Origin of the sequence: Isoptericola sp. NPDC056578, from assembly GCF_042793275.1 — a bacterium.
Lineage (GTDB): Bacteria > Actinomycetota > Actinomycetes > Actinomycetales > Cellulomonadaceae > Isoptericola.
On record NZ_JBHTVC010000027.1, the window covers coordinates 1 to 26,451 of the forward strand.

A 26,451-nucleotide genomic window follows, 5' to 3' on the forward strand; every position below is an offset into this window, starting at 1 on the left:
CGTTCTGAGCGCTCAGAAGGTGCGCCACCGCATGCTCGGCGGTCAGGGGGTGAGCACCTCGGCCAGCTCCGTGCGGCCGAGGAAGTCCGCCCAGCCGGCCGGCGTCGTCCCGAAGCGGCCGTCGACGGCCGCGGGGTCGGCGCCGTGGTCGAGCAGCCGCCGGGCGTCGCCCGGGGTGCCGGTGGTGGCCGCGAAGTGCAGTGCCGTGGCGCCGTCGTCGGCCGCGACCGTGACCGGGAAGCCGCGCTCCACGAGCGACCGGACCACGTCCCAGCGGCCCAGCCCGGCCAGCTCGACGACCAGAGTCGGGTGCCGGTCGGGCAGGTCGCCCAGCCCGCCGTCGAGCCGGAGCATCCGCTCGAGGTCGGCCGCGCTGCCGCCGAGCGCCGTCGCGACGAGGGGGTCGCGGCGCTGACTCTGCGCGCGGTAGAGGTCGCGCAGCAGGCAGATCTCGGCGCCGTGCGCCATCGCCTCGCGGTTGAGGTGCACGACGAGGGCGGCGAGCGAGTCCTCCGCGTACGGCCCGCCGCGGGGCCCGAGCGGCGCGGCGAGCGCGTCGTCGTCGAGCCGCGAGAGGTGATCGCGCCACAGCCCGTACCCCTCGCGCAGGAGGTCGAGGCCGCCGCCGGCGGTCAGCGGGAGGGGCTCCGGCCAGTGCCGTGCGTCGAACATGTCGGCGTCCGCGGGGGCGGGCGTGGGGCCGAAGAGCGCGCGGCCCCGCTTGCCCCAGACGTCGCGCCCCAGGTGCGCGCAGCGCCACGCGATCGTCGTCACCGGCGGCACGGGCGGGTCCACCGGCGTCAGCTCGATCCGGACGGTGCCCGCGTCGTCACGCCGCAGGCTCCATGCGCCGTCGACCGGCTCCCAGAGATACTCGTCATCCGTCAGGCCATGCAGCCGCGGCCACAGGTGCACGTCCCAGTAGAACTCGACCTGGCCCAGCAGGAGCTCGCGCAGCGTCGTCGTCATCCCTCGATCCTGCCCGAGGCGACGCCGAACAGGCGGTTGCCACCGTTGTCGGCCCCCCTGGGTCGCGATCACGGTGGCAACCGCCTGTTCGGCGACAGACGGGAGGGCGCTCAGCCGGCCAGGTAGCGGGCGTACGCGCCGGTGGTGAGGAACGGCGGGAACTCCTCGCCCAGGGCCACCTCGCGGAACAGTGCCGCGGCGTCCTCGAAGCGGTCGCCGGCGAACCGGGGCAGGCCGCGCAGGACGTCGCGCAGCACGGCCTCGCAGCGCACGCGGGTGATGGGCAGGCCGTCGTCCGTGGTCGTGCCCGACGCGACCCACTGCCACACCTGCGACCGGGAGATCTCGGCCGTGGCCGCGTCCTCCATGAGGTGGTCGATCGCCGCCGCGCCGGTGCCGCGCAGCCACGACTCGATGTACCGCAGCCCCACGGACACGTTGGTGCGCAGCCCGCCCGCCGTCACGGTGGCGCCCCCGCGCCGGGCGGAGGCGACGTCGAGCAGCTCCGCCTGCCCCACCTCGACGTCGTCGCGCAGGCGGTCGGTCTGGTTCTCGCGGTCGCCGAGCACCTCGTCGAAGGCCCCGCGCGCCACCTCGACCAGGTCCGGGTGGGCCACCCAGGTGCCGTCGAAGCCGTCGTGGGCCTCGCGCGTCTTGTCGGCCCACACCTGCTCGACGGCGCGCTCGGTCACCTCGGGGGAGCGGCGGTCGGGGATGAAGGCGCTCATGCCGCCGATGGCGTGCGCCCCGCGCTTGTGGCACGTGGCGACCAGCAGCTCCGTGTACGCCCGCATGAACGGCGCGGTCATCGTCACCTGCCCCCGGTCGGGCAGCACGTACGACGATCCCCGCTTCCGGAAGCACTTGATCACGCTGAACAGGTAGTCCCAGCGCCCCGCGTTGAGCCCGGCGCAGTGGTCGCGCAGCTCGTAGAGGATCTCCTCCATCTCGAACGCGGCCGGCAGCGTCTCGATGAGGACGGTCGCGCGGATGGTGCCGCGCGGGAGGCCGAGCGCCTCCTGCGCCGCCTCGAAGACCTCGTTCCACAGCCGCGCCTCGCGGTAGCCCTCGAGCTTCGGCAGGTAGAAGTACGGCCCCCGGCCCCGGGCGACCAGCTCGTGCGCGTTGTGGAACAGGTACAGGCCGAAGTCCACCAGCGAGCCCGACGCCGGCTGGGTCGAGCCGTCCGGCCCGGTGTACGCCAGGTGCGACTCGAACAGGTGCCAACCGCGCGGGCGGAACACGATCGTCGGCAGCTCGGTGAGGTCGGAGGAGCGCAGCGCGTACTCCTTGCCCGCCGGGTTGGTGAACGTCAGCGTGCCGCGGATCGCGTCGCGCAGGGCGAGCTGCCCCTCCACCACGTTGCGCCACGTCGGGGACTGCGCGTCCTCGGCGTCGGCCAGCCAGCACCGGGCGCCCGAGTTCAGCGCGTTGATCGTCATCTTCGGGTCCGTCGGGCCCGTGATCTCGACCCGTCGGTCGCTCAGCCCCGGTGCCCCGGCCGCGCCCGCGACCCGCCAGGACGGGTCGTCGCGCACGGGCCGGGTGGCGGGGTTGAAGTCCGGGTCCTCGCCGTCCGCGACGCGTCGCATCCGCCGCTGCCGCTCCAGCAGCAGCCCGGTGCGGTCGTCGGCGAACCGGTCGTGCAGCATCGCCAGGAACGCCAGCGCCTCCGGGGTGAGGATCTCCTCGTCGCGCGCCTCCAGCGGGGCGGTGACGGTGAGGTGCCCCTCCGCGAGCGACGTCCCGCCCCAGACGAACGGGTCGGTCGCGGTGTCGGCGAGGGGGGTGCCGACGGCGGGCGCGACGGCGGGCACCGGGGCGGTGGTCGGGGACGTGAGCGTGGTCATGGCATGCCTCCGGTCTGTCGGGGCTGAGCGGGTGGGGGAGGTTCAGAGCCCTGCGGCTCTCAGAACTGCGCGGCCTCGGTGGAGCCGGCGAGCGCGAGGGTGGCGGCGTCGGGGTTGAGCGCCGTCGACACGCGGTCGAAGTAGCCGGTCCCGACCTCGCGCTGGTGCCTGGTCGCGGTGTAGCCGCGCTCCTCGGCGGCGAACTCGGCCTCCTGGAGCCGCACGTAGGCGGCCATCTGCTCGCGGGCGTAGCCGTGGGCGAGGTCGAACATCGAGTAGTTGAGGGCGTGGAAGCCGGCCAGCGTGATGAACTGGAACCGGAAGCCCATCGCGCCGAGCTCGCGCTGGAACTTCGCGATCGTGTCGTCGTCCAGGTGCTTCTTCCAGTTGAACGACGGCGAGCAGTTGTAGGCCAGCATCTGGTCGGGGAAGTCGGCCTTGACGGTCTCGGCGAACTTGCGCGCGAGCTCGAGGTCGGGGGTGCCCGTCTCCATCCAGATGAGGTCGGCGTACGGGGCGTAGGCCTTGGCCCGGGCGATGCACGGCTCGACGCCGTTGCGCACCTCGTAGAAGCCCTCGCCCGTGCGGCCGCCGGTGAGGAAGGGGCGGTCGCGCTCGTCGACGTCGGAGGTGATCAGGGTGGCGGCCTCGGCGTCGGTGCGGGCGATCACCACGGACGGCACGTCGGACACGTCCGCCGCGAGGCGCGCGGCGTTGAGGGTGCGCACGTGCTGCTGGGTCGGGATGAGCACCTTGCCGCCCAGGTGGCCGCACTTCTTCTCGCTGGCGAGCTGGTCCTCCCAGTGCACGCCCGCGGCGCCCGACGCGATCATCGACCGCATCAGCTCGTACGCGTTGAGCGGCCCGCCGAACCCGGCCTCGGCGTCCGCCACGATCGGGGCGAGCCAGTCGCGCGTCGGGGCGCCGTTCTCGGAGACGTCGATCTGGTCGGCGCGCAGCAGGGCGTTGTTGATGCGGCGCACGACGGCCGGCACGGAGTTCGCCGGGTAGAGCGACTGGTCGGGGTAGGTCTGGCCCGCCAGGTTCGCGTCGCCGGCCACCTGCCAACCGGAGAGGTAGATCGCCTGCAGGCCCGCCTTGACCTGCTGCACGGCCTGGTTGCCGGTCAGCGCGCCGAGCGCGTTGATGAAGTCCTCCTCGTGCAGCTGGCGCCACAGCCGCTCGGCGCCGCGCCGGGCCAGCGTGAACTCCTCGCCGACCGACCCGCGCAGCGCGACGACGTCCTCCGCGGTGTAGTCGCGGCTGACGCCGTCCCAGCGCGGGTCGGTGGCCCACTGCTCGGCGAGCTGCGTGGCCGTCTGGGCCTGGTCGCCGGCGCGGGTGGTGCTGCGGGAGTCGAGGATGGCGGTCATGTCGAGCCTCTTTCGTGTGTCTCGGTCGTCGGTGGCGGTGCCGATGACCACGACCCTCGCGTGCCGTGCCACCCCGCGGCCAGGAATTCTGAGGAGAAATTCCGGGGTTCTTCTCCTGGACGGAAGGTGTGGCACGTGTCACCCTCGAGCATGGCCATCTCGACCGACCCCCGGCCCGGTACCCGGGACGACGCGACGCTGCCGATCGACCAGGAGGCCGACGCCCTGACGATCGGCCGCCGCATCCGGCACCTGCGCACCCGCCGCGGCATGACCCTGGAACAGCTCGGAGAAGCCATCGGACGTGCGCCGTCGCAGGTCTCGATGCTCGAGAACGGCAAGCGCGAGCCCACGATCGCGCGCCTGCAGGCGGTGGCCCGCGCCCTCGGCGCGAGCGTGGAGGACCTGCTCTCCGCCCAGGCGCCGTCGCACCGGGACGCGCTCGAGATCGAGCTGGAGCGCGTGCAAAGGGGGTCGCTCTTCTCCGCGCTCGGCGTGCACCCTGTGAAGGTCGGCAAGTCCCTCCCGACCGACGCGCTCGAGGCGATCGTGGGCCTGCAACGCGAGCTGGAGCGGCTGCACTCCGAGCGCGCGCTGACCCCGGAGGAGGCGCGCCGGGCGAACACGGAGCTGCGCGCCGACATGCGCGCGCAGGACAACTACTTCCCCGACCTGGAGATCGTCGCGCGCGGCCTGCTCGACGACGTCGGGCACGGTCGCGGCCCGCTGCCGCAGCGGGCGGTGGGGGAGCTCGCCGCCCACCTCGGCTTCTCGATCCACTACGAGCCGGACCTGCCGCAGTCCACGCGCGCCGTCATCGACCAGCTCCACCGGCGCGTCTACCTGCCGAGCAACGGGATCCGCGGACGGTCGGAGGCGCGCTCCGCGGTGCTGCAGGCGCTCGCGTCGCACGTGCTGGAGCACGCCGAGCCGCGCGACTACCGCGAGTTCCTGCGCCAGCGCGTCGAGGCCAACTACCTGTGCGCGGCGCTGCTGGTGCCCGAGCGTGACGCGGTCAAGCAGCTGCGCGAGGCGAAGGAGCGGCGGTCGATCTCGCTGGAGGACCTGCGCGACGCGTTCGCCGTCTCCTACGAGACGGTGGCGCACCGCTTCACGAACCTGGCGACCCGGCACCTGGGCATCCCGGTGCACTTCATGAAGGTCCACGAGTCGGGGTCGATCCACAAGGCGTACGAGAACGACGGCGTGCGGTTCCCTGCCGATCCGCTGGGCACCGTGGAGGGGCAGCACGTGTGCCGGCACTGGACGGCGCGGGTGGTGTTCGGTATCGCCGACCGGCTCAGCCCGTACTACCAGTACACGGACACCCCGACCGGCACGTACTGGTGCACCTCCCGGGTGCAGGACACGCCCGACGGGCGGTTCTCCGTGAGCGTCGGCGTGCCGTACGCGCAGGTCAAGTGGTTCCTGGGGCGGGAGACGACGGCACGCAGCACGTCGCGCTGCCCGGACGAGAGCTGCTGCCGGCGCCCGGCAGAGCCGCTCGCCCGCCGCTGGGGCGGGCACGCGTTCCCGAGTGCCCGTCCGCACGCGTCGATGCTGGCGGCGATGCCGTCCGGCGCGTTCCCCGGCGTGGACACGACCGAGGTCTACGAGTTCCTGGAGCGGCACGCGCCCGGGGACGAATGACGCCGACCATGCGGTTGCGCACGTTCTGAGCAGGCATTCCGTGCGCAACCGCCTGCTCGGCGCACGGCCGTGGTGGCGCTCAGTCGTGCCAGGCGCCGACCCACTCGTCCCAGCTCGGGCCGTCGCCGATCCCGGCGCCATCGAGGCCGGCGTCCTCGCCCGCCCGGGAGCGCAGCCCGGCCAGGACGAGCCGGAGGTAGCGCAGGTGCAGGGCGTCCGCCTCGGCGCGGGGGAAGGGGAGCGTGGGGCGCAGGTGCAGCAGGAGCTGCATGACGTCCGCGGTGGTGAACCCGGTCGGCAGCAGGCCTGCGGTGCGGTCGTACGCGACCAGGCGCTCGAGGCCGACGCGCAGGTCGCGGGTCGCCGCGGCGAGGTCGGCGGGGAGGGGCCCGCCGGCTCCCGGCGGCCGGAGGATGGGGCCGGACGCGCCGGTGATCTGCCGCGCGAGGAACGTGCCGACGGCGCCGTCGGCCTCGGGCACCGCGTCGGTCCCGCACTGGTCCGCCACCTCGGTCGCGAGCCGCGCCGCCTCGCGCACCGCCTGCACGTGGAGCGCCTCGACCAGGGCCTCCTTGGTGGGGTAGCGGCGGTAGACCGAGCCGACGCCGACGCCCGCGTGCCGGGCGACGTCGGCCATGGAGGCGCCGTGCCCCTGGGCCGCGAAGACCTCGCGCGCCGCAGCGAGCACGGCGGTGTCGTTGGCGCGCGCCTCCCGCAGCCGGCCGGGGAGCGGTCGGTCGTCGGCGCGGTCGTCGGCGGGGGCGGAGGGCATGGCCTCACGGTAGCCGCCTTCCCGGTGCTAGAGTGAATCGGAACGAGTATTCCGTTCCGTTTCGATCGGCCACGCGCGACGAGGCGCAGCCACCCCCACCACAGAGAGCGAGCACGACCGTGCCTCCGTCCAGCCCGGCGCCCGACGCCGCCCCCGGCCAGCCCGCCGACGCCACCGTCGTGCGGCACCCCGGCCGCGTGACCTTCGCGCTGAGCGCCGCCGTGCTCGCCTTCTCCCTGATGCAGACGCTCGTCGTCCCGGCGCTGCCGACGCTCGGCCGCGAGCTCGGTGCGACCGCGCAGGGCACCGGCTGGATCCTCACGGCGTTCCTGCTCGCCGGGGCGGTCCTCGCGCCCGTGGTCGGCAACCTCGGCGACCGGTTCGGGCACCGTCGCGTGCTGCTCGGCACCATCGTCGTGTTCGCCGCGGCGACCCTCGTGGCGGCCGCCGCCCCGACGCTCGGCGTCCTGCTCGCCGCCCGCGTGGTGCAGGGCGTGAGCACCGCGACCTTCCCGCTGGCCCTGGCGCTCGCGCGGTCCGTGCTGACCGGGCCGCGGCTCGCGGCAGCGTTCGGGTGGATCCCCGGGATGATCGGCCTCGGCGCGGGCGCCGCGCTCGTCGTGGGCGGCGTGGTCGTCGACGCCCTCGGCTGGCGCTGGCTGTTCGTCCTCGGCGCCGTGCTGATCCTCGGCTCGGGCGCGCTGGTGGCCGCGTGGGTGCCGCGCGGCGGCGCGCCCGCCGTGCGGCGCCGGACCGACTGGCCCGGCATCGCGCTGCTCGCGGGCGGCCTCGTCGGCGTGCTGCTCGCCGTCTCGCAGGGCGGCGCGTGGGGCTGGACCTCCGCGCGGACCCTCGTCGTCGGCCTGGTCGGCGTGGCGCTGCTCGCCGTGCTGGTGCTCGTCGAGCGTCGCACGGCGGCCCCCGTCGTGGACGTGCGCACCTTCCGCCACGGCCCGATCGTGCTCGTCAGCCTGCTCACCGTGGCCGTGGGCTTCGTGCCCTACGTCTGCTACGTCGCGCTCCCGCTCCTCATGCAGGCGCCCGCGGGTACCGGGTACGGCCACGGGATGAGCGTCACCGTGTCCGGCCTGGCCATGCTCCCCAGCGCCGTGCTCGTCTTCCTCGGCGGCCGCGCCACGCCGGCCCTGGTGCGGCGGATCGGCCCGGGCGGCACCGGGGCGCTCGCCGCGGGGGTCATGGCCGTCGGCGCGGTCGGCCTGGCGCTCTGGCCCGCGACGCCGTGGGCCGTCGTCGTGGCGTTCTCCGTGCTCGGCCTCGGCAACGGCATCGGGTACGCGATCTGCGCGCAGCTCGTCGTGACCTGGTCGCCGCCCACGGAGACGGGCGCGGCGACCGGCCTCAACAGCGTCGTGCGCACCGTGGGCTCCGCGGCGGCCGCCCCGGTGGTCACGGCCCTCCTGGCGGCCGGCGCGACCGACCCGGCCGGCGCCTACTCGGCCGCGTTCTGGGTCGCGACCGTGGTCAGCGTGGTCGGCGTCCTGGTCGCCCTCGTGCTCGTGGCCCGCTCGCGACGGGCCGCCGCCTGAGAGCTGGGCGGCTCACGCGGCCCGCACGGCGTCGAGGGACACCGTGAGGGGGGCGCCGGTGGCCGCCACGACGTCCTCGACGGTGACCCCGGGCGCGAGCTCGCGGAGCACGAAGCCGGTCGGGCCGACGTCGAGCACCGCCATGTCGGTGATGACACGGTGCACCACGCCGCGGCCGGTGAGGGGGAGGGTGCACTCCGGCAGCAGCTTGGGAGAGCCGTCGCGGGCGGTGTGCTCCATGAGCACGATCACGCGCCGCGCGCCGTGCACCAGGTCCATCGCGCCGCCGGGTCCCTTGACCATCTTGCCGGGGATCATCCAGTTGGCCAGGTCGCCGGCGGCCGACACCTGCATGCCGCCGAGGATCGCCGCGTCGATCTTGCCGCCGCGGATCATGCCGAAGCTGGTCGCGGAGTCGAACACGGAGGCGCCGGGCAGCAGGGTGACGGTCTCCTTGCCGGCGTTGATCAGGTCGGGATCGACGTCGGCCTCGGCGGGGTAGGGGCCGACGCCGAGCAGGCCGTTCTCGGACTGGAGCACGAGGTGGCGGCCGGCGGGCACGTGGTTCGGCACGAGCGTCGGCAGGCCGATGCCCAGGTTCACGTACCAGCCGTCGGCCAGCTCCGCCGCGGCGCGCGCGGCCATCTCGTCGCGGGTGAGCGGCACGGCTCAGCCCTCCTCTCGGCCCGGCGTCGCGGTGGACGTCGGGGTGGTGGTGCGCTTCTCGATCCGCTTCTCGCCGCCGGGCACGTGCACCACGCGGTGCACGTACACGCCGGGCAGGTGCACGTCGTCGGGGTCGATCTCGCCGGGCTCCACCAGCTCCTCGACCTGCGCCACGCACACGCGCCCCGCCATCGCGGCGAGGGGGGAGAAGTTGCGGGCCGAACGGTGGAACACGAGGTTGCCGTGCCGGTCGCCCCGCGCCGCGTGCACGAGGGCGTAGTCGGTGGTGATCGCCTCCTCGAGCACGAACTCGGCGTCGGCGCCGTCGCCGGAGGCGAAGGTGCGGACCTCCTTGCGCGGCGAGGCCACCGCGACGCCGCCCGCGCCGTCGTACCGGCGCGGCAGGCCGCCGTCGGCCACCTGCGTGCCCACGCCGGTGCGGGTCCAGAACCCGGCGATCCCGGCGCCGCCCGCGCGCAGCTGCTCTGCGAGCGTGCCCTGCGGCGTGAGCACCAGCTCGAGCTCGCCGGCGAGGAACTGCCGCTCGAACTCCTTGTTCTCGCCCACGTACGAGCTGGTCATCCTCCGGATGCGCCCGGCACCCAGCAGCAGGCCGAGGCCCCAGTCGTCGACGCCGCAGTTGTTGCTCACCACGGACAAGCCGGTGGTGCCCCGGGCGAGCAGCGCCTCGATCAGGGCGACCGGGTTGCCGCAGAGACCGAAGCCGCCGACGGCGAGCGAGGCGCCGTCCGGCACATCGGCGACGGCCTGGGCCGCCGACGCGACCACCTTGTCGAGCCCGGTCATCGCGCGCTCCATCCGCCGTCGATCGTCCACGAGGCGCCGGTGACCATCGACGCGTCCGGCCCGGTGAGCCACCCCACCAGCGACGCGACCTCCTCCGGCTCCACGAGGCGCTTCACCGCCGGCTCGGCCAGGATCACCCGGGCCAGCACCTCCTCCTCGGGGATCCCGTGCGCGGCGGCCTGGCCGGAGATCTGCGCCTCCACGAGCGGGGTGCGCACGTAGCCGGGGTTCACGCAGACGCTGGTGACGCCGTGCGGCCCGCCCTCGAGCGCGACCGTCTTGGACAGCCCCTCGAGGCCGTGCTTGGCGGAGACGTACGCGGCCTTGAACGGCGAGGCGACGAGCCCGTGCACCGACGAGACGTTGACGACCCGCCCCCACCCGCGGGCGTACATGCGGGGCAGGGCCGCACGTACCAGCAGGAACGGTGCCTCGAGCATGAGGCGGTGGACGAGCCGGAAGTCGTCGGGCGGGAAGTCCTGCACCGGGCTCACGCGCTGGATCCCGGCGTTGTTCACCAGGACGTCGACGTCGAGACGCAGGTCGTCGAGGGCGCGGGTGTCCGCGAGGTCGACGACCCACGCCTCGCCGCCGAGCTCGTCGGCGAGGCGCTTCGCGCCGTCGGGCTCCACGTCCGCGACGACCACCTCGGCGCCGCGCGCGGCGAGCTCCCGCGCGCAGGCCGCGCCGATGCCGGAGGCGCCGCCGGTGACCAGGGCCCGACGCCCGGCGAGCGTGCGCTCGCCGGGCGACGGGCGGGTGGAGCCGCCCGTCATGCCGCCGCCCCGGCGGTCTCGCGGTCGCGGGCGTCGAGGTCGCGCAGGGAGATGCCGCGGGTCTCGCGCATGCTCAGCACGGCCACGGTGGTGATCGCGCCGGCCACGAGCAGGTAGACGGCGGTGGGCCACCACGAGCCGGTGGTCTTGAGCCAGGTGGTGGCGAGGATCGGGGCCAGCGAGCCGGCGACGATCGACGTCACCTGGTAGGAGATCGACACCCCCGAGTACCGCATCCGGGTCGGGAACATCTCGGCCATGATGGCGGGCTGCCCGGCGTACATGAGCGCGTGGAACAGCAGGCCGACCATGATGACGACGAGCGCCACGACGGTGCTCCTCGTGCCGAACGCGGGGAACGCCCACAGGCCCCAGGTGCCGCCCAGGATCGCGCCGGCGAGGTACACGGGCTTGCGGCCGAGGCGGTCGGCCAGGCGCCCGACCCACAGGATCACGACGAAGTGGAAGGCGTGGGCGATCGCGACGACGCCAAGGATCGACGCCGTGTCCATCCCGAGCCCGGTGCCGAGGTAGACGATCGAGAAGCTCACCACCAGGTAGTACATGATGTTCTCCGCGAACCGCAGGCCCATGCCGGTGAGCACGCCGCGCGGGTACCGCCGGACGACGTCGCGGACGCCGTAGCCCGACGTCGTGCCCTCCTCGAGCTCGGCCTTCGCCTCCTCGAAGATGGGGGCGTCGGTGATGGTGGTGCGGATCCAGTAGCCGACCAGCACGACGACGGCCGACAGCCAGAAGGCGACGCGCCAGCCCCAGGAGAGGAACGCGGCGTCGGACAGCGTGGTGGACATGATCCACAGCACGGCGGTCGCGAGCAGGTTGCCCACCGGCACGGCGGCCTGCGGCCACGCGGCCCACTGGGCGCGGCTGCGGTCCGGCGCGTGCTCCGCGACGAGCAGCACGGCGCCGCCCCACTCGCCGCCGAGCGCGATGCCCTGCACGAAGCGCAGCAGCACGAGCAGGGCGGGCGCCGCGAGGCCGATCGCGTCGTAGCTCGGCAGGCAGCCCATGAGCACGGTCGCGGCGCCGATCATCATGATCGTGACCTGGAGGGTGTGCTTGCGGCCCAGCCTGTCGCCGAGGTGCCCGAAGATCACGCCGCCCAGCGGACGGGCCAGGAAGCCGATCGCGTACGTGACGAAGGCGGCGATGATGCCGTCGTACTGGTTGCCCATGGCGGGCATCAGCACCTTGTCGAACACGAGCGCCGCGGCGGTCGCGTAGAGGAAGAAGTCGTACCACTCGACGACCGTGCCGGCCATCGAGGCGGACACGATCCTGGTGAGCAACGAGCGGTCGCTGCCGCCGTCGCCCGTGCCGTGCGTCGCGCCGTCCGGCGCCGTGCTCTGGCCCGCGGCCATGGTTCCTCCGTGTCGTCGTTGACACCGTGGCGTCGTCGCCACCTGACGCCGAGGATGCTGCCGGTCCCGGCCGTGTGCGCGCAACGCCCAACCGAGCACGCGTGGTGTGCACGGATGCACAGCGGGTGCGGCGGGCAGTAGGGTGCCGGCGTGCCGACGACGCCGCCCTCGCCCGACCAGCTCCTCGTGCTGCTCGAGGTCGCCCGCACCGGCCGGTACACCACCGCGGCCGAGGTGCTCGGCGTCAACCACACGACCGTCGCCCGCAACGTGGCCGCGCTCGAGCGCGCGCTCGGCGGCCGGGTGCTGGTGCGCGGCGCCGACGGCTGGGAGCTGACGCGGCTGGGGGAGCGGGCCGCGCGCACCGCCGAGGCGGTCGCCGCGGCCGTCTCCGGTCTCGCCACGCCGGACGGCGAGCCGGACCCGGTCACCGGCGTCGTGCGGATGACGGCGACCGACGGGTTCAGCGCCTACGTCGCGTCGCCCGCGGTGGCCGCGCTGCGCAACCGCCACCCGGACCTGTCCGTCGAGCTCGTCACCGTCACCCGGCACGCCATGCAGCACCGCTCCGGCGTGGACGTGGAGGTCGTGGTGGGCGAGCCGCAGGTGGGTCGCGCCAAGGCCGTGCGGCTCGGCGACTACGAGCTCGGCATGTACGCGTCGCGGGACTACCTCGCGCGTCACGGCGCCCCGGCGACGGTGGCGGACCTCGCGGACCACGGGCTGGTCTACTTCGTGAACTCGATGCTGCAGGTGGACGCGCTCGACGCCCCGAGGCGGCTGGTACCCGGGATGCGCGACGCGCTCACGTCGACCAACGTCTTCGTGCACGTCGAGGCCACCCGGGCGGGCGCGGGCGTCGGGTTCCTGCCGTGCTTCATGGCCGACCGGCACGCCGACCTGGTGCGCCTGCTCCCGGGCGAGGTGCGCGACCGGCTGCCGTACTGGGCGGTGGTGCACCCGGAGTCGTGGCGGCGACCCGCCGTCGCGGCGCTGCTCGAGGCCCTGCGCGACCAGGTGGCACGCAGCCGCGAGGCGCTCCTCGGCGTCGGCGGCCGGCCGGGCTGACCGGGGCGCCTCAGGGTTCCCCCAGGGTCGAACCGGGGGCACACCCCATGGTCGCGGGCGGGGCCGGCGCCGCAGGGTGGGAGGCATGATCGACGCGATCGCCACCGGGTTGGCCCAGGTCTGGGGGCAGCTGGAGAGCACGCTGTTCGCGCTCGTGTCGTCCGCCTGGGCGTTCCCCGCGCTCTTCGGGGCGACCGCGGCGGACGGCTTCTTCCCGCCCGTGCCCGGCGAGACCGTGATCATCATGATGGCGGTGGGCGCCGAGACCGGACAGGGCGTGAACCTCGCGCTCGTGGTCCTCGTCGCGGCCCTCGGCGCCTGGTGCGGCGACCAGGTGGCCTACGCGCTCGGGCGGGCCCTGGGCACGTCGCGCGTCCCGTTCCTGCGCGGCCCGCGCGGGCAGCGCGCCGTCGCCTGGGCGGCCCGCTCCTTCGAGCGGCGCGGCGCGTCCGTCGTCCTCGGGGCGCGCTTCGTGCCCGTCGGGCGGACGGCGGTCAACGTCACCGCGGGCGCGGTCGGGTTCTCGCGGCGCCGTTTCATGGGCCTGTCGGCCGTCGCGTCCCTGGCGTGGGCGACGTGGTCCGTGCTGCTCGGGGTGGTGGCCGCCCAGCCGCTGGGCGACCACCCGCTGCTCGCCGTCGCCGTCGGGATCGTCGTGGGCACGCTGCTCGGGTTCGTCGTCGACCGCGTCCTCACGGCCTGGGCCGCCCGCGGCCGTCGTGCCGCGCCCGCGCCGCGGACGGCATCGGGGGCAGCCGCCGTGGCACAGCGGGAGCCGGCGCTCGCGGGCGGCACCGCGCCGCGGGTCCCTGCCCGCGCCGCGGCCGCCCTCAGTGCTCCCTGCGGTCCTTCTCGTCCCCGATGAAGTCGGCGACGGCGTCGTCGACGCCGTCGAGGTTCATGTCGGAGGTGCGGGCCCGCCGGGCGTCCCAGCGCAGGGTGAGGGCGCCGAGCACCGCGGCGATCACCGACCCCAGCAGGATGGCGGCCTTGGCGCCCTCCGTGTGCTCCGACGCGTGCCCGAACGACAGCTCGGACACGAGCAGCGCCACCGTGAACCCGATGCCGGCGAGGAAGCCGACGGGCAGCAGGTCGCGCACGCCGATGCCCTGCGCGAGCCGGAGCGGGGTGAGGCGCGTGACCAGCGCCGTCGTGCCCAGCACCCCGATCAGCTTGCCCACCACGAGCCCGACGGTGATCGCCGGGACCACCGGCTGCCCGAGGATCTCGGTGACGCCGCCGCCGTCGACCAGGTCCACGCCGGCCGCGAAGAACGCGAAGACCGGCAGCGCGACGCCCTGCGACCACGGCTTGACCGCCCGCTCGTAGCGGTGCGTGCGCGGGACCGCCTCGCGGTGGGTGGGCCGGGCCGCCACCGTGAAGCCCATGAGCACGCCGGCCACGGTCGCGTGCACCCCGGAGGCGTGCATGAACGCCCAGGCCACCGCGAAGAGCGGCACGAGCATCCACCAGTACGGCCGCCGGGACCGGACGACCAGCCCGAACACCACGATCACGGCGAGCGAGGCGGCGAGGTAGCCGAAGTTCAGGGACTCCGTGTAGAAGACGGCGATGACGATGATCGCGAGCAGGTCGTCGACCACCGCGAGGGTGAGCAGGAACGTGCGCACCGCGGCGGGCAGGCCCTTGCCGAACACGGCCAGCACGCCGAGCGCGAAGGCGATGTCGGTGGCCGTGGGGATGGCCCACCCCTGGAGAGCTCCGGGCTCGCCCAGCGCGACGACGATCACCGAGTAGAGGACGGCGGGCACCGCCATGCCCCCGACGGCGGCGAGCATCGGCACACCCGCCTCCTTCGGGCTGCGGAGGCTGCCGGCGACGAACTCGTGCTTGAGCTCCACGCCGACGACGAAGAAGAAGATCGCGAGCAGGCCGTCCGCCGCCCACTCCGCGACCGTGAGGTCGAGGTGCACGGACAGCGGCCCCAGCCGGTCGAAGCCGAGCACCGCCTCGGACAGGGCGAAGTACCACTCGCGCCACGGGGCGTTCGCGCAGATCAGGGCGAGGAGGGCGGCGCCGATGAGGAGCGCCCCGCCCGTGGTCTCGCGGGAGGCGAAGCGGCGGAGCCGGGTGCCGAGGGGCTGGGTGGCGGTCTCGGAGGTCAGGGTTCTTTCTCCTGTCCGGTCGTGGGGTCGCTGGTCTCCCGGCGTTGCAGCCGGTGCCACCGACCAGACTTCCCGGCTCACCCGCGGGCCAGCCTAACGTCCGTGGCGGGTGCCCGGCCCCGGCGTCCGTCAGGTCGCCTCGCGGGCCATCCCGACCAGCTTGGTCAGGGTGTTCCAGTTCCGGGCGGTGGTCCAGGTACCGGCGGCCTTGTCGATCGCCGCCGGGGTGAGCTTCGACCGGCCGATGCCCGCCACGTAGTCCACGTAGAGCACGCCGTCGACGACGGCGAACCGCTCGGGCCGGCCCTCGGCCAGCCGCGCGAGGGCGTCGGCGTCCACGGGTGCGGGGGAGACGTGCACCTGCACCTGGGCCGGGTGGTCGGCGACGGCGTCCGGGAACGGGTCGGCGGCGAGGAACGCCGCCACGCGCTCCGCCGTCAGGGCGACGGCGCGCAGGTCGCCACCGAGCTGCGCGGCGAGCGCGGCGGTGACGCGCTCGGCGACGTCGGCGTCGTCCGCCGGCCCCACCGCGACCAGGTTCCCGCTGTTGGCGTAGGTGCGGGGGTCGGTGAGGCCCGCGGTGGCGGCGGCCTCGCGCAGGTCGGCGGAGCTCACGCGGCGCGAGCCGCCGACGTTCACGCCGCGCAGCAGCACGACCCAGGCGGTCGGGTCGTCGGTGGGCCTGGAGGGGTTCGGGGTCACGGCTCCATGGTGCTCGCCCTGCCCGCGTGCGTCGCGGCGGGGTCCGGGGCGTGAACGCCGGGTGACAACTTCCCGACCCGCCGACGTGGGGGTGGTGGCGCGAATCACAGCGTCGTAGTTTGGCGGCAGGGACGGTGTCCAGCCGTCCTCGGGGAGGCCAGCCGATGGGGTTCACGCTCCGTGCGGGAGGGCCGGCTCCGGTCCGGCGCCGCGCGGCGCCCCCGGGGCGGCCGCCCGTCCACCTGGAGGGAGCTCGCCGTGGCCCGAACTGCACCCGTCCCTGAGCGCGACACCGTCGACGCCGTCGACCCGGACGGCACCGCCCCGCGCACGTTCGTCGTCGACACGTCCGTGCTGTTGTCCGACCCTCGGGCGATCCACCGCTTCGCCGAGCACGACGTCGTCCTGCCGGTCGTCGTCATCACGGAGCTGGAGGCCAAGCGGCACCACGCCGAGCTCGGCTACTTCGCCCGCAGCGCGCTGCGGATGCTCGACGACCTGCGCCTCAAGCACGGCCGCCTCGACGCCGCCATCCCCGTCGGCGACGCCGGCGGCACGCTCCGCGTGGAGCTCAACCACACCGACCCGCAGGTGCTGCCCGCCGGGTTCCGGCTGGGCGACAACGACACCCGGATCCTGTCCGTGGCGGCCAACCTCGCGGCCGAGGGGCGCGACGTCACCGTCGTCTCCAAGGACCTGCCGATGCGGGTCAAGGCGTCGGCGGTCGGCCTGCGCGCGGAGGAGTACCGCCACGAGCTCGCCGTCGACTCCGGCTGGACCGGGATGCGCGAGATCGACGTCGCCGACGAGCAGGTGGGCACCCTGTACGAGGGGGGCGAGGTGGAGCTGGCCGCCCTCGACCCGGAGGTGGTCGAGGCCGCGTCGCCGCTGCTGTGCCACACCGGGCTGGTGATCCACTCGCCGGGCGGCTCCGCCCTCGGGCGCGTGACGCCCGACAAGACGGTGCGGCTCGTCCGCGGCGACCAGGACGTCTTCGGCGTGCACGGTCGTTCCGCCGAGCAGCGCATCGCCATCGACCTGCTGCTCGACCCCGAGGTGGGGATCCTGTCGCTGGGCGGGCGCGCCGGCACCGGCAAGTCGGCGCTGGCGCTGTGCGCCGGGCTGGAGGCGGTGCTCGAGCGCCGGCAGCACCGCAAGGTCATCGTGTTCCGCCCGCTGTACGCCGTGGGCGGTCAGGAGCTCGGCTACCTGCCCGGGTCCGAGTCCGAGAAGATGAACCCCTGGGCCCAGGCCGTGTACGACACGCTCGGCGCGCTCGTCTCGCCCGATGTCGTCGACGAGGTGATCGACCGCGAGATGCTCGAGGTGCTGCCGCTGACGCACATCCGCGGTCGGTCGCTGCACGACGCGTTCGTCATCGTCGACGAGGCCCAGTCCCTGGAGCGGAACGTGCTCCTCACGGTGCTGTCGCGCATCGGGCAGGATTCGCGCGTGGTCCTCACGCACGACGTCGCGCAGCGCGACAACCTGCGGGTCGGGCGGCACGACGGCGTCGCGGCCGTGATCGAGGCGATGAAGGGCCACCCGCTGTTCGCGCACGTGACGCTGACGCGCTCCGAGCGGTCGCCCGTCGCGGCGCTGGTCACCGAGATGCTGGAGTCGCTGGAGATCTGACGGGGCGCGCCGCGCCGCCGGTCAGGCCTTTGCCGGCATCGCCGGCCGGCGGCGCGGGTGCACCAGGACGACGGCGAGCACGCCGACGACGGCGCCGAGCACGGTGTCGAGGGCGCGCGAGGCCGCGATCCCCGCGGGGTCGACGGACCCGCCGAGCGAGGTCATCAGCAGGGCCATCGGGGTGATGGTGAGCATCGCCAGGCCGTAGTGACGCCCGACGACGACCTCCGTGACGACCTGCAGCACCACGACGACGACGCAGGTCGCGGCGAACGACAGGTGCGCCGCGAGGAGCGGCCAGGCGAGCAGGGCCCCCAGCACGGTGCCGCCCCCGCGCTGCAGCGCGCGGACCACGGCGTGGCGGGTGCTCGCCCCCTGCAGCGTGGCCGTGGCGCCGAGCTGCGCCCACGCGGGATGGCTCAGGCCGGCGGCGAGCGTGCCCGCGCCGGCGACGACGCTCGCCAGCACCACGCGGACGCCCGCGAGCCGCCAGCCGGGGACGCGCCATCCCGCGCGGACGTCGTCGCGCAGACGGCGGCGCGCCGGCAGCGCGTCGGCGGGCGCGGCCGAGGTGCTCGGCGCGGCGGCGGACGGCGCGTCCAGCGCCGCGGCGACCGCGGCCAGCTCGGCGGCGAGCACCCGCGCGGTGTCGCGGGTGCGCCGGGAGGAGAGGTCGTCGGCCAGCACGTCGCCGGCGCGGGCCACGGCGGCCGACGCGGCCCGCGCGGCCTCCGGGGCGTCGGGGCCGGCGTCGAGCGACCTCCGCACCGCGTCCGCCGCCCGACGGACGGCCAGGCGCGCCGGTGCGCTCGGGCGCACGAGCCAGCCGCTCATCCCGACGACCCATGCCACGGCGGCGCCGAGGGCGAACGCGACGCCCCGTTCGCCGACGTCGCTCCAGGCCAGGGGGCCGACCATGCCGCCCGCCGCGGCGAAGACGACGATGCTCGCCCCGGGAGGCCCGGTGCGGACCAGGGTGCACAGGGCCGTCGTCGCGCCGGCGACGAGCGCCACCACCGCGAGGACCACGAGCACGGGGGCGCCCGCGGCGGTGAGGGAGGCCGTGAGCAGGAAGGCCACGACGAACACGGCGGCGACGCCGGCCAGCAGCGACGCGCGGCGCCGGTACGGCTCGTACCGCCCGTACAGGATGACGAGCGCCCCGAGGGACGCGAAGGCCGCCAGGTCGGTGCGCCCCACGGCGGCGCTGAGCGCGAGGACGACGGCGGCCGCGGCGCCCACGCGCAGCGCGGCAGCGAGCGTCGCGTCGGCGGGGTTGACGCGGAGCGCGGAGCGCAGGTGCGCGGGGTCGAGCACGTCGCGGGCGCTCGTCAGGACGGGGGAGGAGGTGGGAGGCATTGCCGACCATGATAGTTCACAGGTAAATCATCATGGAAGGAGTAGCGGTGTGACCTCTATCCTGTCGCCGTGGACTACATCGAGCGCGTGCGCGCGCAGTGGGCCGAGCGGTTGCCCGGTGTCGACACGTCCCCGGCCGACGTCGGCGCGCGGGTGCGCCGGATCGCCGCCCTGCTGGAGGTCGAGGTGTCCGGGGACCTCGCGGCTCGCGACGTCACGCGTGCCGAGCTCGACGTCCTCACGGCGCTGCGGCGCTCCGGCCGCCCGCTGCGGGCGGGCGAGATCACCACGATGACGGGGTCGCCGGGCGCGTCGATCACCAAGCGCCTCGACCGGCTGGAGCGGGCCGGGCTGGTGGAGCGTGCCGTGCACGAGCGCGACAAGCGGGGCGTGCTGGTGGCGCTGACCGTGGAGGGGGAGGAGCTCGTCGACGAGCTGTTCCCGCGGCAGGTCGAGCACGAGCGCGCGGCCCTGGTGGACCTGTCCGAGACGGAGCGTGCCGAGCTCGGCCGCCTGCTCGCCGTCGTGCTGCGCCGGCTGGACCCGCGCGACTACTGAGCCACCACCCGGTCGTCCGGCGTGACGACGTGCTGTGCGGGGAGGCGCCGCACGTCTCAGGTGGAACCCCCCAGCCCCGCGCCCCGAGGGGCGCCTCCCCGCGTACGCCGACAGTAGCAGGTGAGGTTAGCCTTACCAACCCCGAGTCCAGGTTGCGGGAGGACGACGACGGCGGCAGCCCCGCTCTCCGGGACTGCCGCCGTCGTCGTGCTCGGGTCAGGCCTGCGGGGGCCGCGTCATCGACAGGACGTCGAGGGCCGAGTCGAGCTGGGCCTCCGTGACCTCGCCGCGCTCCACGAAGCCGAGGTCGATCACGGCCTCGCGCACCGTGAGGCCCTGCTTGACCGAGTGCTTCGCGACCTTGGCCGCGGCCTCGTAACCGATCACGCGGTTGAGCGGCGTGACGATCGACGGCGAGGACTCGGCGAACGCGCGGGCCCGGTCCACGTTGGCGGTGATGCCGGAGACCGTCTTGTCGGCGAGCGCGCGCGACGCGTTGGCGAGCAGGCGGATCGACTCCAGCACGCCCTGCGCGATCACCGGGATCTGCACGTTGAGCTCGAACGAGCCGCTCGCGCCCGCCCAGGCGACGGTGGCGTCGTTGCCGATCACGCGGGCCGCCACCATGAGCACGGCCTCCGGGATCACCGGGTTGACCTTGCCCGGCATGATCGACGAGCCCGGCTGGAGGTCGGGGATCGCGATCTCGCCCAGGCCGGTGTTCGGGCCCGAGCCCATCCAGCGCAGGTCGTTGCAGATCTTGGTGACCGACACGGCGATGGTGCGCAGCGCGCCCGAGAGCTCGACGAGACCGTCGCGCGCCGACTGCGCCTCGAAGTGGTCGCGCGCCTCCGTCAGCGGCAGGCCCGTGTCCTCGCGGAGCAGCTCGATGACGCGCTGCGGGAAGCCGGCAGGCGTGTTGATGCCGGTGCCGACCGCGGTGCCGCCCAGCGGGACCTCGGCCGCGCGGGGCAGCGCCGCCTCGACGCGCTCGACGCCGTAGCGGATCGCGGCGGCGTACCCGCCGAACTCCTGGCCGAGCGTGACCGGGGTGGCGTCCATGAGGTGCGTGCGGCCGGACTTCACGACGGTCGCGAACTCGTCGGACTTGGCGGCCAGCGCGTCGGCCAGGTGCTTCAGCGCCGGGACCAGGTCGTGGATCGCGCCGGCGGTGGCGGCGACGTGCACCGACGTCGGGAAGACGTCGTTGGAGGACTGCGAGGCGTTGACGTGGTCGTTCGGGTGCACGTCCTTGCCGAGCGAGCGCGTGGCCAGCGTGGCCAGCACCTCGTTGGTGTTCATGTTCGACGACGTGCCCGAGCCGGTCTGGAAGACGTCGACGGGGAAGTGCGCGTCGTGCGCGCCCGAGGCGACCTCGTCGGCCGCGGCGACGATGGCGTCCGCGACGTCCTGGTCGAGCACGCCCAGCTCGGCGTTCGCCCGCGCGGCGGCCTTCTTGACGCGCGCCAGGGCCTCGATGTGCCCGCGCTCGAGGGGGGTGCCGGAGATCGGGAAGTTCTCCACGGCCCGCTGCGTCTGCGCGCGGTAGAGCGCGTGCGCGGGGACGCGCACCTCGCCCATCGTGTCGTGCTCGATGCGGTACTCGGTCTCGCCCGCGCCGGACGCGCCGGGGACGACGGTGTCGGAAGTCATGCCTCTATCGTGCCGCACCCGCGCGGGCGTTCCGTCGTGAGCCGGATCACTCCGACGCGGTGCGTTCTCGGGGCGGTCGTCGGTGCGGTCGTCGGTGCGGCGCGGGAGGATCGCGGGGTGACGTTCACCCACGTGGTGCTCTACCGCGCGATGAACCTGGGACACCGCGGCAGCCCGGTGCGCGCCGAGCTGGAGGCCGCGCTGCTGGACGCGGGCGCGCGGTCGGTGCGGTCGTTCCAGACCAACGGCACCGTGCTGCTCGACCCGGGGGAGCCCGACGGGGGCGGCGACCCCACCGCGGCCGAGCGGGTGGTGCGGGCCGCCGCCCCGCGGCTTGCCGAGCGGTCCGGCTACGCGCACCCCGCGCTGGTGCGCCCGCTCGACGACGTGGCGGCGGCGATCGACGGAGACCCGTTCGCGCTCACCCGCGACGAGCGGACGTACCGGGACACCCTGACCTTCGTGGACGGCGGTGAGCCGCTGACCGTCGACCTGCCCTGGACGGACCCGCGCGACCTGCTCGACCTCGTCGCCGCCCGACCGGGCGTGGTGCTCGCCGTCGTGCGGGGCGGCCCGGGGACGGGCGGCGACCCGAACTCCGTCGTCGAGCGGCTCACCGGCGGGGTCGCCACGACACGCACCCTCGGCACCGTGCGGCGGTTGCTGGCGGCCGCCGCACGGGCCTGAGCGGGCGGGGCCACCCGCTCGTCACGGTCAGGCGGAGGTCAGGCGGCGGCCGGCTGCTCGCCGACCTCGCCGTCGACCGCCACGAGGCGCGCGCTGCCGTCGTCCAGGTCGTAGACGACGCCGACCACGGCCAGGCGACCCTCGTCGACGGCCGTGCCGATCGCGGCCGAGTAGCCGCGCAGCAGCGCGACGGTGTGCTTGACGTGCTCCGTGCGCAGCACGTCCGGGTCGATCGGCCCGGTGACGCCCTGCCGGCTGGTGAGCTCCGCCACCGACGGGATGACCTTGTCGACCACGGCGCGCACGAACCCCGGGGGCTGCTCGCCGGTCGCGAGGGTGTGCGCCGTCGCCGCGACGGCGCCGCACGAGTCGTGCCCCAGCACCACCACGAGCGGCGTGTGCAGCACCTCCGTGCCGTACTCGATGGAGCCGAGCACGGTCGTGTCCACCACGTGGCCGGCGGTGCGCACCACGAAGACGTCGCCCAGGCCCTGGTCGAAGATGATCTCGGCCGCCACCCGGGAGTCGGAGCACCCGAAGATCACCGTGTGCGGGTGCTGCACCGTGCGCAGCTCGTGGCGGCGGACGGCGTCCTGGTCGGGGTGCTCCGGCTCGTCGCGGACGAAGCGGCCGTTGCCGGCCCGCAGGCGGGTCCAGGCCTCGGTGGGGGTCAGGGTCATGAGTGCTCCTCTGCTCCGTGCTCGTCTGTTCCGTGCTCGTCTGTTCCGTGCTCGCCGACCCGCACGCGGTCCGGCCCGATGAGATCGTGCGGCCACGGCGGGTTCGCGCCGGCCCGGGAGACGGTCACGGCGGCCACGGCCACGGCGCGCACGAGCATCCGTGCCGTCGCCGCGCGGTCGATGGCGCGCAGCGCGTCCCTCCGGGCCGCGCCCAGCAGGTCCGCGCCCCACAGCCAGTCCAGGAGGGCGCCCATGAACGAGTCGCCCGCACCGACGGTGTCGACCACGTCGACCCGCGGGGCCGCGACGGCGACCTCGCCGGCCGCCGTCACCGCCGTCGCACCCTCGCCGCCGAACGTCACCACGACGACCGCCGGCCCGGTGGCCTGCCAGGCGCGCGCGACGTCCAGCGGCTCGCGGCCCGGGTACAGCCACGCCAGGTCCTCGTCGCTGACCTTCACCACGTCCGAGAGCGCGACGATCTCCTCGACCCGCGGCCGTACGACGTCGGCGTCGCCCATGATCGCGGGCCTCGCGTTGGGGTCATAGGTCACTGTCGACGTCGCCCGGGCGACCTCCACCAGCTCCCGCACGTCGGCGTCCCCGGGCGGGAGCATCGCGGCGATGGAGCCGGTGTGCACGGCCAGCGTGTCGTCGCCGGCACCCGCGCCGGCAGGGACCTGCCAGTCGAGGTCGAACTCGTAGGTCGCGGCGCCCGCCTCGTCCAGCGTCGCCTGCGCGACGCTCGTGCGCGACGCGCCGTCGCTGCCGGGGGCCAGGGCGACGCGGGACCCTGCGAGCCACGACCGGACGTCGTCGCCGCGCGTGTCCCGACCGAGCCAGGTCGCCAGCCGCACGTCGCGGCCGAGGCGGCCGAGGGTGAGGGCGACGTTCGCGAGGCTGCCGCCCGCGTGCTCCTCGCTGGTCCCGTCGGGCCGGTGCACGACGTCGACCAGCGCCTCGCCCACCGCGAGGACGTGCGCGCTCACGCGTCCTCCTCCTCGTCCTCGGTGGTGGCGTCGGCAGCGGACGAGGCCGCCTGCGCCGCCGCGAGCCGCTCGCGCGCGCCGTCGAGCCACTGCTGGCAGCGCGCCGCCAGCGCCTCGCCACGCTCCCAGAGTGCGAGCGACTCCTCGAGGGGCTCGCTGCCGGCCTCCAGCCGGGCGACCACCTGGACGAGCTCGTCGCGGGCGGCTTCGTACGTCAGGGCGGAGACGTCGGCGGGCAGGTCGGGGGCACCGGGGTTCGCATCGGTCACGGGGGACAGTCAACATCACCTCGCCGACAGGCCGCCGACGTCGTCCGCGCTGCGGGCGGAAATGCCTTGCGGGCGGCCCGGCGGTCGGGCAGCGTGCGCGGCATGGGTCATCTGGAGGTGGCGCACGTCGAGCACGTGCTGCCGGACGGGCGCACGCTGCTCGACGACGTCTCGTTCCGCGTCCCCGAGGGCAGCGCCACGGCTCTCGTCGGCCCCAACGGCTCCGGGAAGACCACCCTGCTGCGCCTGCTGTCGGGCGACCTGGTACCGCAGGCGGGCTCCGTCACCGTGACGGGCGGGCTCGGCGTCATGCGGCAGTTCGTCGGCTCCGTGCGGGACGAGACGACCGTGCGCGACCTGCTCGTCGACGTCGCGCCGCCGCGGGTGCGCGACGCCGCGCGCGCCGTCGACGCCGCAGAGCTGGCGATCATGGAGGTCGACGACGAGCCCGCGCAGCTCGCCTACGCGCAGGCGCTCGCCGACTGGGCCGAGGCGCAGGGCTACGAGGCCGAGACGCTGTGGGACGTGTGCACCGTCGCCGCGCTCGGCGTCCCGTACGAGCAGGCGCGGTGGCGCGAGGTGCGCACCCTGTCCGGCGGCGAGCAGAAGCGGCTCGTCCTGGAGGCGCTGCTGCGCGGGCCGGACGAGGTGCTGCTGCTCGACGAGCCCGACAACTACCTCGACGTGCCCGGCAAGCGGTGGCTCGAGGACCAGCTGCGGGCCACCCGCAAGACCGTCCTGTTCGTCTCGCACGACCGCGAGCTGCTGGCGCGCGTCGCCGACCGCATCGTCTCCCTCGAGCCCGCGCCGTCCGGCGCCGACGCCTGGGTGCACGGCGGCGGCTTCGCCACGTTCCACGAGGCGCGGCGCGAGCGGTTCGCGCGGTTCGAGGAGCTGCGCCGGCGCTGGGACGAGAAGCACGCCCAGCTGGTGCGGCTGGTGCGCGAGCTGCGCCAGGCGGCCGCGAACAGCGACGCGATGGCGTCGCGCTACCGCGCCGCGCAGACCCGCCTGAGCAAGTTCGAGGAGGCCGGCCCGCCTCCCGAGCCCCCGCGCGAGCAGGACATCCGGATGCGCCTGCGCGGCGGCCGGACGGGGGTGCGCGCGCTGACCTGCGAGCGGCTCGGGCTCACGGGGCTCATGCAGCCGTTCGACCTGGAGGTCTTCTATGGCGAGCGGGTCGCGGTCCTCGGGTCGAACGGTTCCGGCAAGTCGCACTTCCTGCGGCTGCTCGGGGGCGACGACGTCGCGCACACGGGCGAGTGGCGCCTCGGCGCGCGCGTCGTGCCCGGCGTCTTCGCGCAGACCCACGCCCACCCGGAGCTGTTCGGGCGCACGCTCACCCAGATCCTGTGGGAGGACCACGCCCGCGACCGCGGGGCGGCGATGTCCGTGCTGCGCCGCTACGAGCTGACCGTCGCCGCGGACCGCGCGTTCGACCGCCTGTCGGGCGGGCAGCAGGCGCGGTTCCAGATCCTGCTGCTCGAGCTCGCCGGCTGCACCGCGCTGCTGCTCGACGAGCCGACGGACAACCTCGACCTGGCCAGCGCCGAGGCGCTGCAGGACGGCCTGGAGGCGTTCGACGGCACCGTCCTCGCCGTCACGCACGACCGCTGGTTCGCGCGCTCGTTCGACCGGTTCCTGGTGTTCGGCGCGGACGGCACCGTGCGCGAGACGCCCGAGCCCGTCTGGGACGAGGGGCGGGTCGCCCGCGCACGGTGACGCGCGTCGGAGGTTCGGGCGCCGGTCACGACCGGCCGCTGAAGAAGGCGCGCAGGTCCGCGGCGAGCAGCTCGGGCTCCTCCATCGCGGGGAAGTGCCCGCCCTCGGCGTGCTCCACCCACTGGTCGATCGCGCCCCAGCCGTTGAACACCTTCGCCATGAGCGGGTGCGTGTCGAACACGGACCACGCGGACGGGACGTCGGAGGCGGAGAGCCAGTCGAGCCCGGAGTGCGACGCCTCGTAGTAGAACTGGGCGCTCGACGCCCCGCTGCGGGTGAACCAGTACAGCGACACGTTGGCCAGGAGCTGGTCGCGGTCGACGGACTCCGCAGGCGTGGGGTGCGCGGGGTTGGTCCAGGTCTGGAACTTCTCCGCGACCCAGGCGAGCTGACCGACCGGCGAGTCGGTGAGGGCTGCGCCGATCGTGTCGGGGCGGTGGTTCTGCATCTCGAAGTAGCCGTGCTCGGCGGCGTCGCGCGCGCGGACCGCGTCGATCTGCGCCACCTCGTCGTCGGTCAGCCCGTCGGGAGCGGGATACGCGGTGCCCACCATGCCGAGCGACCGGCCGTCGCTCCCGACGTGGGTGCCGATCACGCGCTGGGGGTACAGGCCCGCCAGGCGGCCGGTGGTGCCGGCCCCGATGTCGGTGCCGTGCACGGCGAACCGGTCGTACCCGAGGCGGGTCATGATCTCGGCGTAGGCCTCGGTGGTGCGCGCCACCTCCCAGCCGGTGCCGGACAGCGGCGTCGAGAAGCCGAACCCGGGCAGGGACGGGACGACGACGTGGAACGTGTCCGTGAGCAGCGGGATCAGGCGCTGGTACTCGACGAACGACCCCGGCCACCCGTGGCACAGGAGCAGCGGGATCGCGTCCGGGTCCGCGGAGCGGGCGTGCACGACGTGGAAGGTCTGGCCGTCGACGACGGTCGTGACCTGCTCGTGCGCGTTCAGGGCGGCCTCCTGCGCGCGCCAGTCGAAGTCGTCGCGCCAGTAGGCGGCCAGCTCGCGCAGGTACGGCAGGGGGATGCCGCGGCCGAAGTCCGTGCGGTCGTCGCGGCCGGGCACGGGCAGGGGCCAGCGGGTGCGGGCCAGCCGGTCGCGCAGGTCGTCGAGGTCCGCCTGCGGGACCTCGACGCGGAAGGGGACGAGGGCGGTGTCTGCGGTGTTCTCGGTCATGGCTCCACGCTCGCAGCAATCGCGGAAGACTTGC

General features: G+C 74.7%; 24 protein-coding genes. 8 read left to right on the top strand and 16 right to left on the bottom strand.

Annotated elements, in window-relative coordinates:
• Positions 1 to 42: 42 nt before the first annotated feature.
• From ACFQ80_RS12270 to aceA, 3 genes are all read right to left on the bottom strand, one after another.
• The gene (locus ACFQ80_RS12270; protein WP_430563841.1) at positions 43 to 969 is read right to left on the bottom strand and encodes a DinB family protein; all 927 of its coding nucleotides are present in this window, start codon (positions 967 to 969) and stop codon (positions 43 to 45) included.
• A gap of 110 nt (positions 970 to 1,079) precedes the next feature.
• Positions 1,080 to 2,819: a malate synthase A gene (aceB, locus tag ACFQ80_RS12275; protein WP_430563842.1), complete on the bottom strand. Its 1,740-nt coding sequence runs from the start codon at positions 2,817 to 2,819 to the stop codon at positions 1,080 to 1,082.
• A gap of 59 nt (positions 2,820 to 2,878) precedes the next feature.
• Complete coding sequence (gene aceA / locus ACFQ80_RS12280; protein ID WP_430563843.1) at positions 2,879 to 4,192, bottom strand: isocitrate lyase; 1,314 nt, start codon at positions 4,190 to 4,192, stop codon at positions 2,879 to 2,881.
• A gap of 150 nt (positions 4,193 to 4,342) precedes the next feature.
• On the opposite strand from aceA, the gene ACFQ80_RS12285 reads away from it, so the two are divergent.
• Positions 4,343 to 5,842: a helix-turn-helix domain-containing protein gene (locus ACFQ80_RS12285; protein ID WP_430563844.1), complete on the top strand. Its 1,500-nt coding sequence runs from the start codon at positions 4,343 to 4,345 to the stop codon at positions 5,840 to 5,842.
• 79 nt (positions 5,843 to 5,921) lie between these two features.
• On the opposite strand, the gene ACFQ80_RS12290 is transcribed toward ACFQ80_RS12285, so the two are convergent.
• Complete coding sequence (locus ACFQ80_RS12290) at positions 5,922 to 6,614, bottom strand: helix-turn-helix domain-containing protein (RefSeq protein WP_430563845.1); 693 nt, start codon at positions 6,612 to 6,614, stop codon at positions 5,922 to 5,924.
• Positions 6,615 to 6,733: 119 nt separating this feature from the next.
• On the opposite strand from ACFQ80_RS12290, the gene ACFQ80_RS12295 reads away from it, so the two are divergent.
• Positions 6,734 to 8,161 (top strand): MFS transporter, encoded by a 1,428-nt coding sequence (locus ACFQ80_RS12295; protein ID WP_430563846.1) that lies wholly within the window; start codon positions 6,734 to 6,736, stop codon positions 8,159 to 8,161.
• Between the two features lie 12 nt (positions 8,162 to 8,173).
• Here the strand turns inward: ACFQ80_RS12295 and ACFQ80_RS12300 are convergent, their stop codons facing one another.
• Genes ACFQ80_RS12300 through ACFQ80_RS12315 form a run of 4 tightly spaced genes read right to left on the bottom strand, consistent with a single transcriptional unit; the run spans position 8,174 to position 11,792 of the window.
• A complete protein-coding gene (locus ACFQ80_RS12300) occupies positions 8,174 to 8,827 on the bottom strand; it encodes a 3-oxoacid CoA-transferase subunit B (protein WP_430563847.1) in 654 nt (217 codons plus the stop codon).
• Positions 8,828 to 8,830: 3 nt separating this feature from the next.
• Entirely contained in the window at positions 8,831 to 9,634 is an 804-nt protein-coding gene (locus tag ACFQ80_RS12305; RefSeq protein ID WP_430563848.1) for a CoA transferase subunit A, read from the bottom strand.
• Entirely contained in the window at positions 9,631 to 10,410 is a 780-nt protein-coding gene (locus tag ACFQ80_RS12310) for a 3-hydroxybutyrate dehydrogenase (protein ID WP_430563849.1), read from the bottom strand. The genes ACFQ80_RS12305 and ACFQ80_RS12310 overlap by 4 nt, the downstream gene beginning before the upstream one ends.
• Positions 10,407 to 11,792: an MFS transporter gene (locus ACFQ80_RS12315; protein WP_430549613.1), complete on the bottom strand. Its 1,386-nt coding sequence runs from the start codon at positions 11,790 to 11,792 to the stop codon at positions 10,407 to 10,409. The genes ACFQ80_RS12310 and ACFQ80_RS12315 overlap by 4 nt, the downstream gene beginning before the upstream one ends.
• Before the next feature lie 150 nt (positions 11,793 to 11,942).
• Here ACFQ80_RS12315 and ACFQ80_RS12320 point away from each other — a divergent pair, with 150 nt between their 5' ends.
• On the top strand, positions 11,943 to 12,860 hold the full coding sequence (locus ACFQ80_RS12320) for a LysR family transcriptional regulator (RefSeq protein ID WP_430563850.1): 918 nt from the start codon (positions 11,943 to 11,945) through the stop codon (positions 12,858 to 12,860).
• Between the two features lie 85 nt (positions 12,861 to 12,945).
• The gene (locus ACFQ80_RS12325) at positions 12,946 to 13,725 is read left to right on the top strand and encodes a DedA family protein (RefSeq protein WP_430563851.1); all 780 of its coding nucleotides are present in this window, start codon (positions 12,946 to 12,948) and stop codon (positions 13,723 to 13,725) included.
• On the opposite strand, the gene nhaA is transcribed toward ACFQ80_RS12325, so the two are convergent.
• Together nhaA and ACFQ80_RS12335 are read right to left on the bottom strand one after the other, a co-directional pair.
• Positions 13,691 to 15,046 (bottom strand): Na+/H+ antiporter NhaA, encoded by a 1,356-nt coding sequence (gene nhaA, locus ACFQ80_RS12330; protein ID WP_430563852.1) that lies wholly within the window; start codon positions 15,044 to 15,046, stop codon positions 13,691 to 13,693. The two genes, ACFQ80_RS12325 and nhaA, sit on opposite strands and share 35 nt — an antisense overlap.
• 69 nt (positions 15,047 to 15,115) lie before the next feature.
• Positions 15,116 to 15,688 carry a DUF1697 domain-containing protein gene (locus ACFQ80_RS12335; RefSeq protein ID WP_430563853.1) on the bottom strand — a complete coding sequence of 191 codons (573 nt, stop codon included), beginning with the start codon at positions 15,686 to 15,688 and terminating at the stop codon, positions 15,116 to 15,118.
• Between the two features lie 258 nt (positions 15,689 to 15,946).
• Between ACFQ80_RS12335 and ACFQ80_RS12340 the strand changes: the two genes are divergently transcribed.
• On the top strand, positions 15,947 to 17,323 hold the full coding sequence (locus ACFQ80_RS12340; RefSeq protein ID WP_430549618.1) for a PhoH family protein: 1,377 nt from the start codon (positions 15,947 to 15,949) through the stop codon (positions 17,321 to 17,323).
• 21 nt (positions 17,324 to 17,344) lie between these two features.
• Here the strand turns inward: ACFQ80_RS12340 and ACFQ80_RS12345 are convergent, their stop codons facing one another.
• Positions 17,345 to 18,682 carry an FUSC family protein gene (locus ACFQ80_RS12345; RefSeq protein WP_430563854.1) on the bottom strand — a complete coding sequence of 446 codons (1,338 nt, stop codon included), beginning with the start codon at positions 18,680 to 18,682 and terminating at the stop codon, positions 17,345 to 17,347.
• 69 nt (positions 18,683 to 18,751) lie between these two features.
• On the opposite strand from ACFQ80_RS12345, the gene ACFQ80_RS12350 reads away from it, so the two are divergent.
• Entirely contained in the window at positions 18,752 to 19,240 is a 489-nt protein-coding gene (locus tag ACFQ80_RS12350; protein ID WP_430563855.1) for a MarR family winged helix-turn-helix transcriptional regulator, read from the top strand.
• A gap of 216 nt (positions 19,241 to 19,456) precedes the next feature.
• On the opposite strand, the gene ACFQ80_RS12355 is transcribed toward ACFQ80_RS12350, so the two are convergent.
• On the bottom strand, positions 19,457 to 20,893 hold the full coding sequence (locus tag ACFQ80_RS12355) for a class II fumarate hydratase (protein ID WP_430549621.1): 1,437 nt from the start codon (positions 20,891 to 20,893) through the stop codon (positions 19,457 to 19,459).
• 117 nt (positions 20,894 to 21,010) lie between these two features.
• On the opposite strand from ACFQ80_RS12355, the gene ACFQ80_RS12360 reads away from it, so the two are divergent.
• Entirely contained in the window at positions 21,011 to 21,580 is a 570-nt protein-coding gene (locus ACFQ80_RS12360; RefSeq protein WP_430563856.1) for a DUF1697 domain-containing protein, read from the top strand.
• 38 nt (positions 21,581 to 21,618) lie between these two features.
• Here ACFQ80_RS12360 and ACFQ80_RS12365 read toward each other — a convergent pair whose 3' ends face one another.
• Genes ACFQ80_RS12365 through ACFQ80_RS12375 form a run of 3 tightly spaced genes read right to left on the bottom strand, consistent with a single transcriptional unit; the run spans position 21,619 to position 23,518 of the window.
• Positions 21,619 to 22,260, bottom strand: a complete 642-nt coding sequence (locus ACFQ80_RS12365) for a carbonic anhydrase (protein WP_430549623.1) — start codon at positions 22,258 to 22,260, stop codon at positions 21,619 to 21,621.
• On the bottom strand, positions 22,257 to 23,249 hold the full coding sequence (locus tag ACFQ80_RS12370; protein WP_430563857.1) for a PfkB family carbohydrate kinase: 993 nt from the start codon (positions 23,247 to 23,249) through the stop codon (positions 22,257 to 22,259). Before ACFQ80_RS12370 ends, ACFQ80_RS12365 begins: the two co-directional genes overlap by 4 nt.
• The gene (locus tag ACFQ80_RS12375; RefSeq protein ID WP_430549625.1) at positions 23,246 to 23,518 is read right to left on the bottom strand and encodes an exodeoxyribonuclease VII small subunit; all 273 of its coding nucleotides are present in this window, start codon (positions 23,516 to 23,518) and stop codon (positions 23,246 to 23,248) included. Before ACFQ80_RS12375 ends, ACFQ80_RS12370 begins: the two co-directional genes overlap by 4 nt.
• 102 nt (positions 23,519 to 23,620) lie before the next feature.
• Here ACFQ80_RS12375 and ACFQ80_RS12380 point away from each other — a divergent pair, with 102 nt between their 5' ends.
• Positions 23,621 to 25,240: an ABC-F family ATP-binding cassette domain-containing protein gene (locus ACFQ80_RS12380; protein WP_430563858.1), complete on the top strand. Its 1,620-nt coding sequence runs from the start codon at positions 23,621 to 23,623 to the stop codon at positions 25,238 to 25,240.
• Between the two features lie 25 nt (positions 25,241 to 25,265).
• Here ACFQ80_RS12380 and ACFQ80_RS12385 read toward each other — a convergent pair whose 3' ends face one another.
• Positions 25,266 to 26,417 (bottom strand): epoxide hydrolase family protein, encoded by a 1,152-nt coding sequence (locus ACFQ80_RS12385; protein ID WP_430563859.1) that lies wholly within the window; start codon positions 26,415 to 26,417, stop codon positions 25,266 to 25,268.
• Positions 26,418 to 26,451 lie beyond the last annotated feature (34 nt).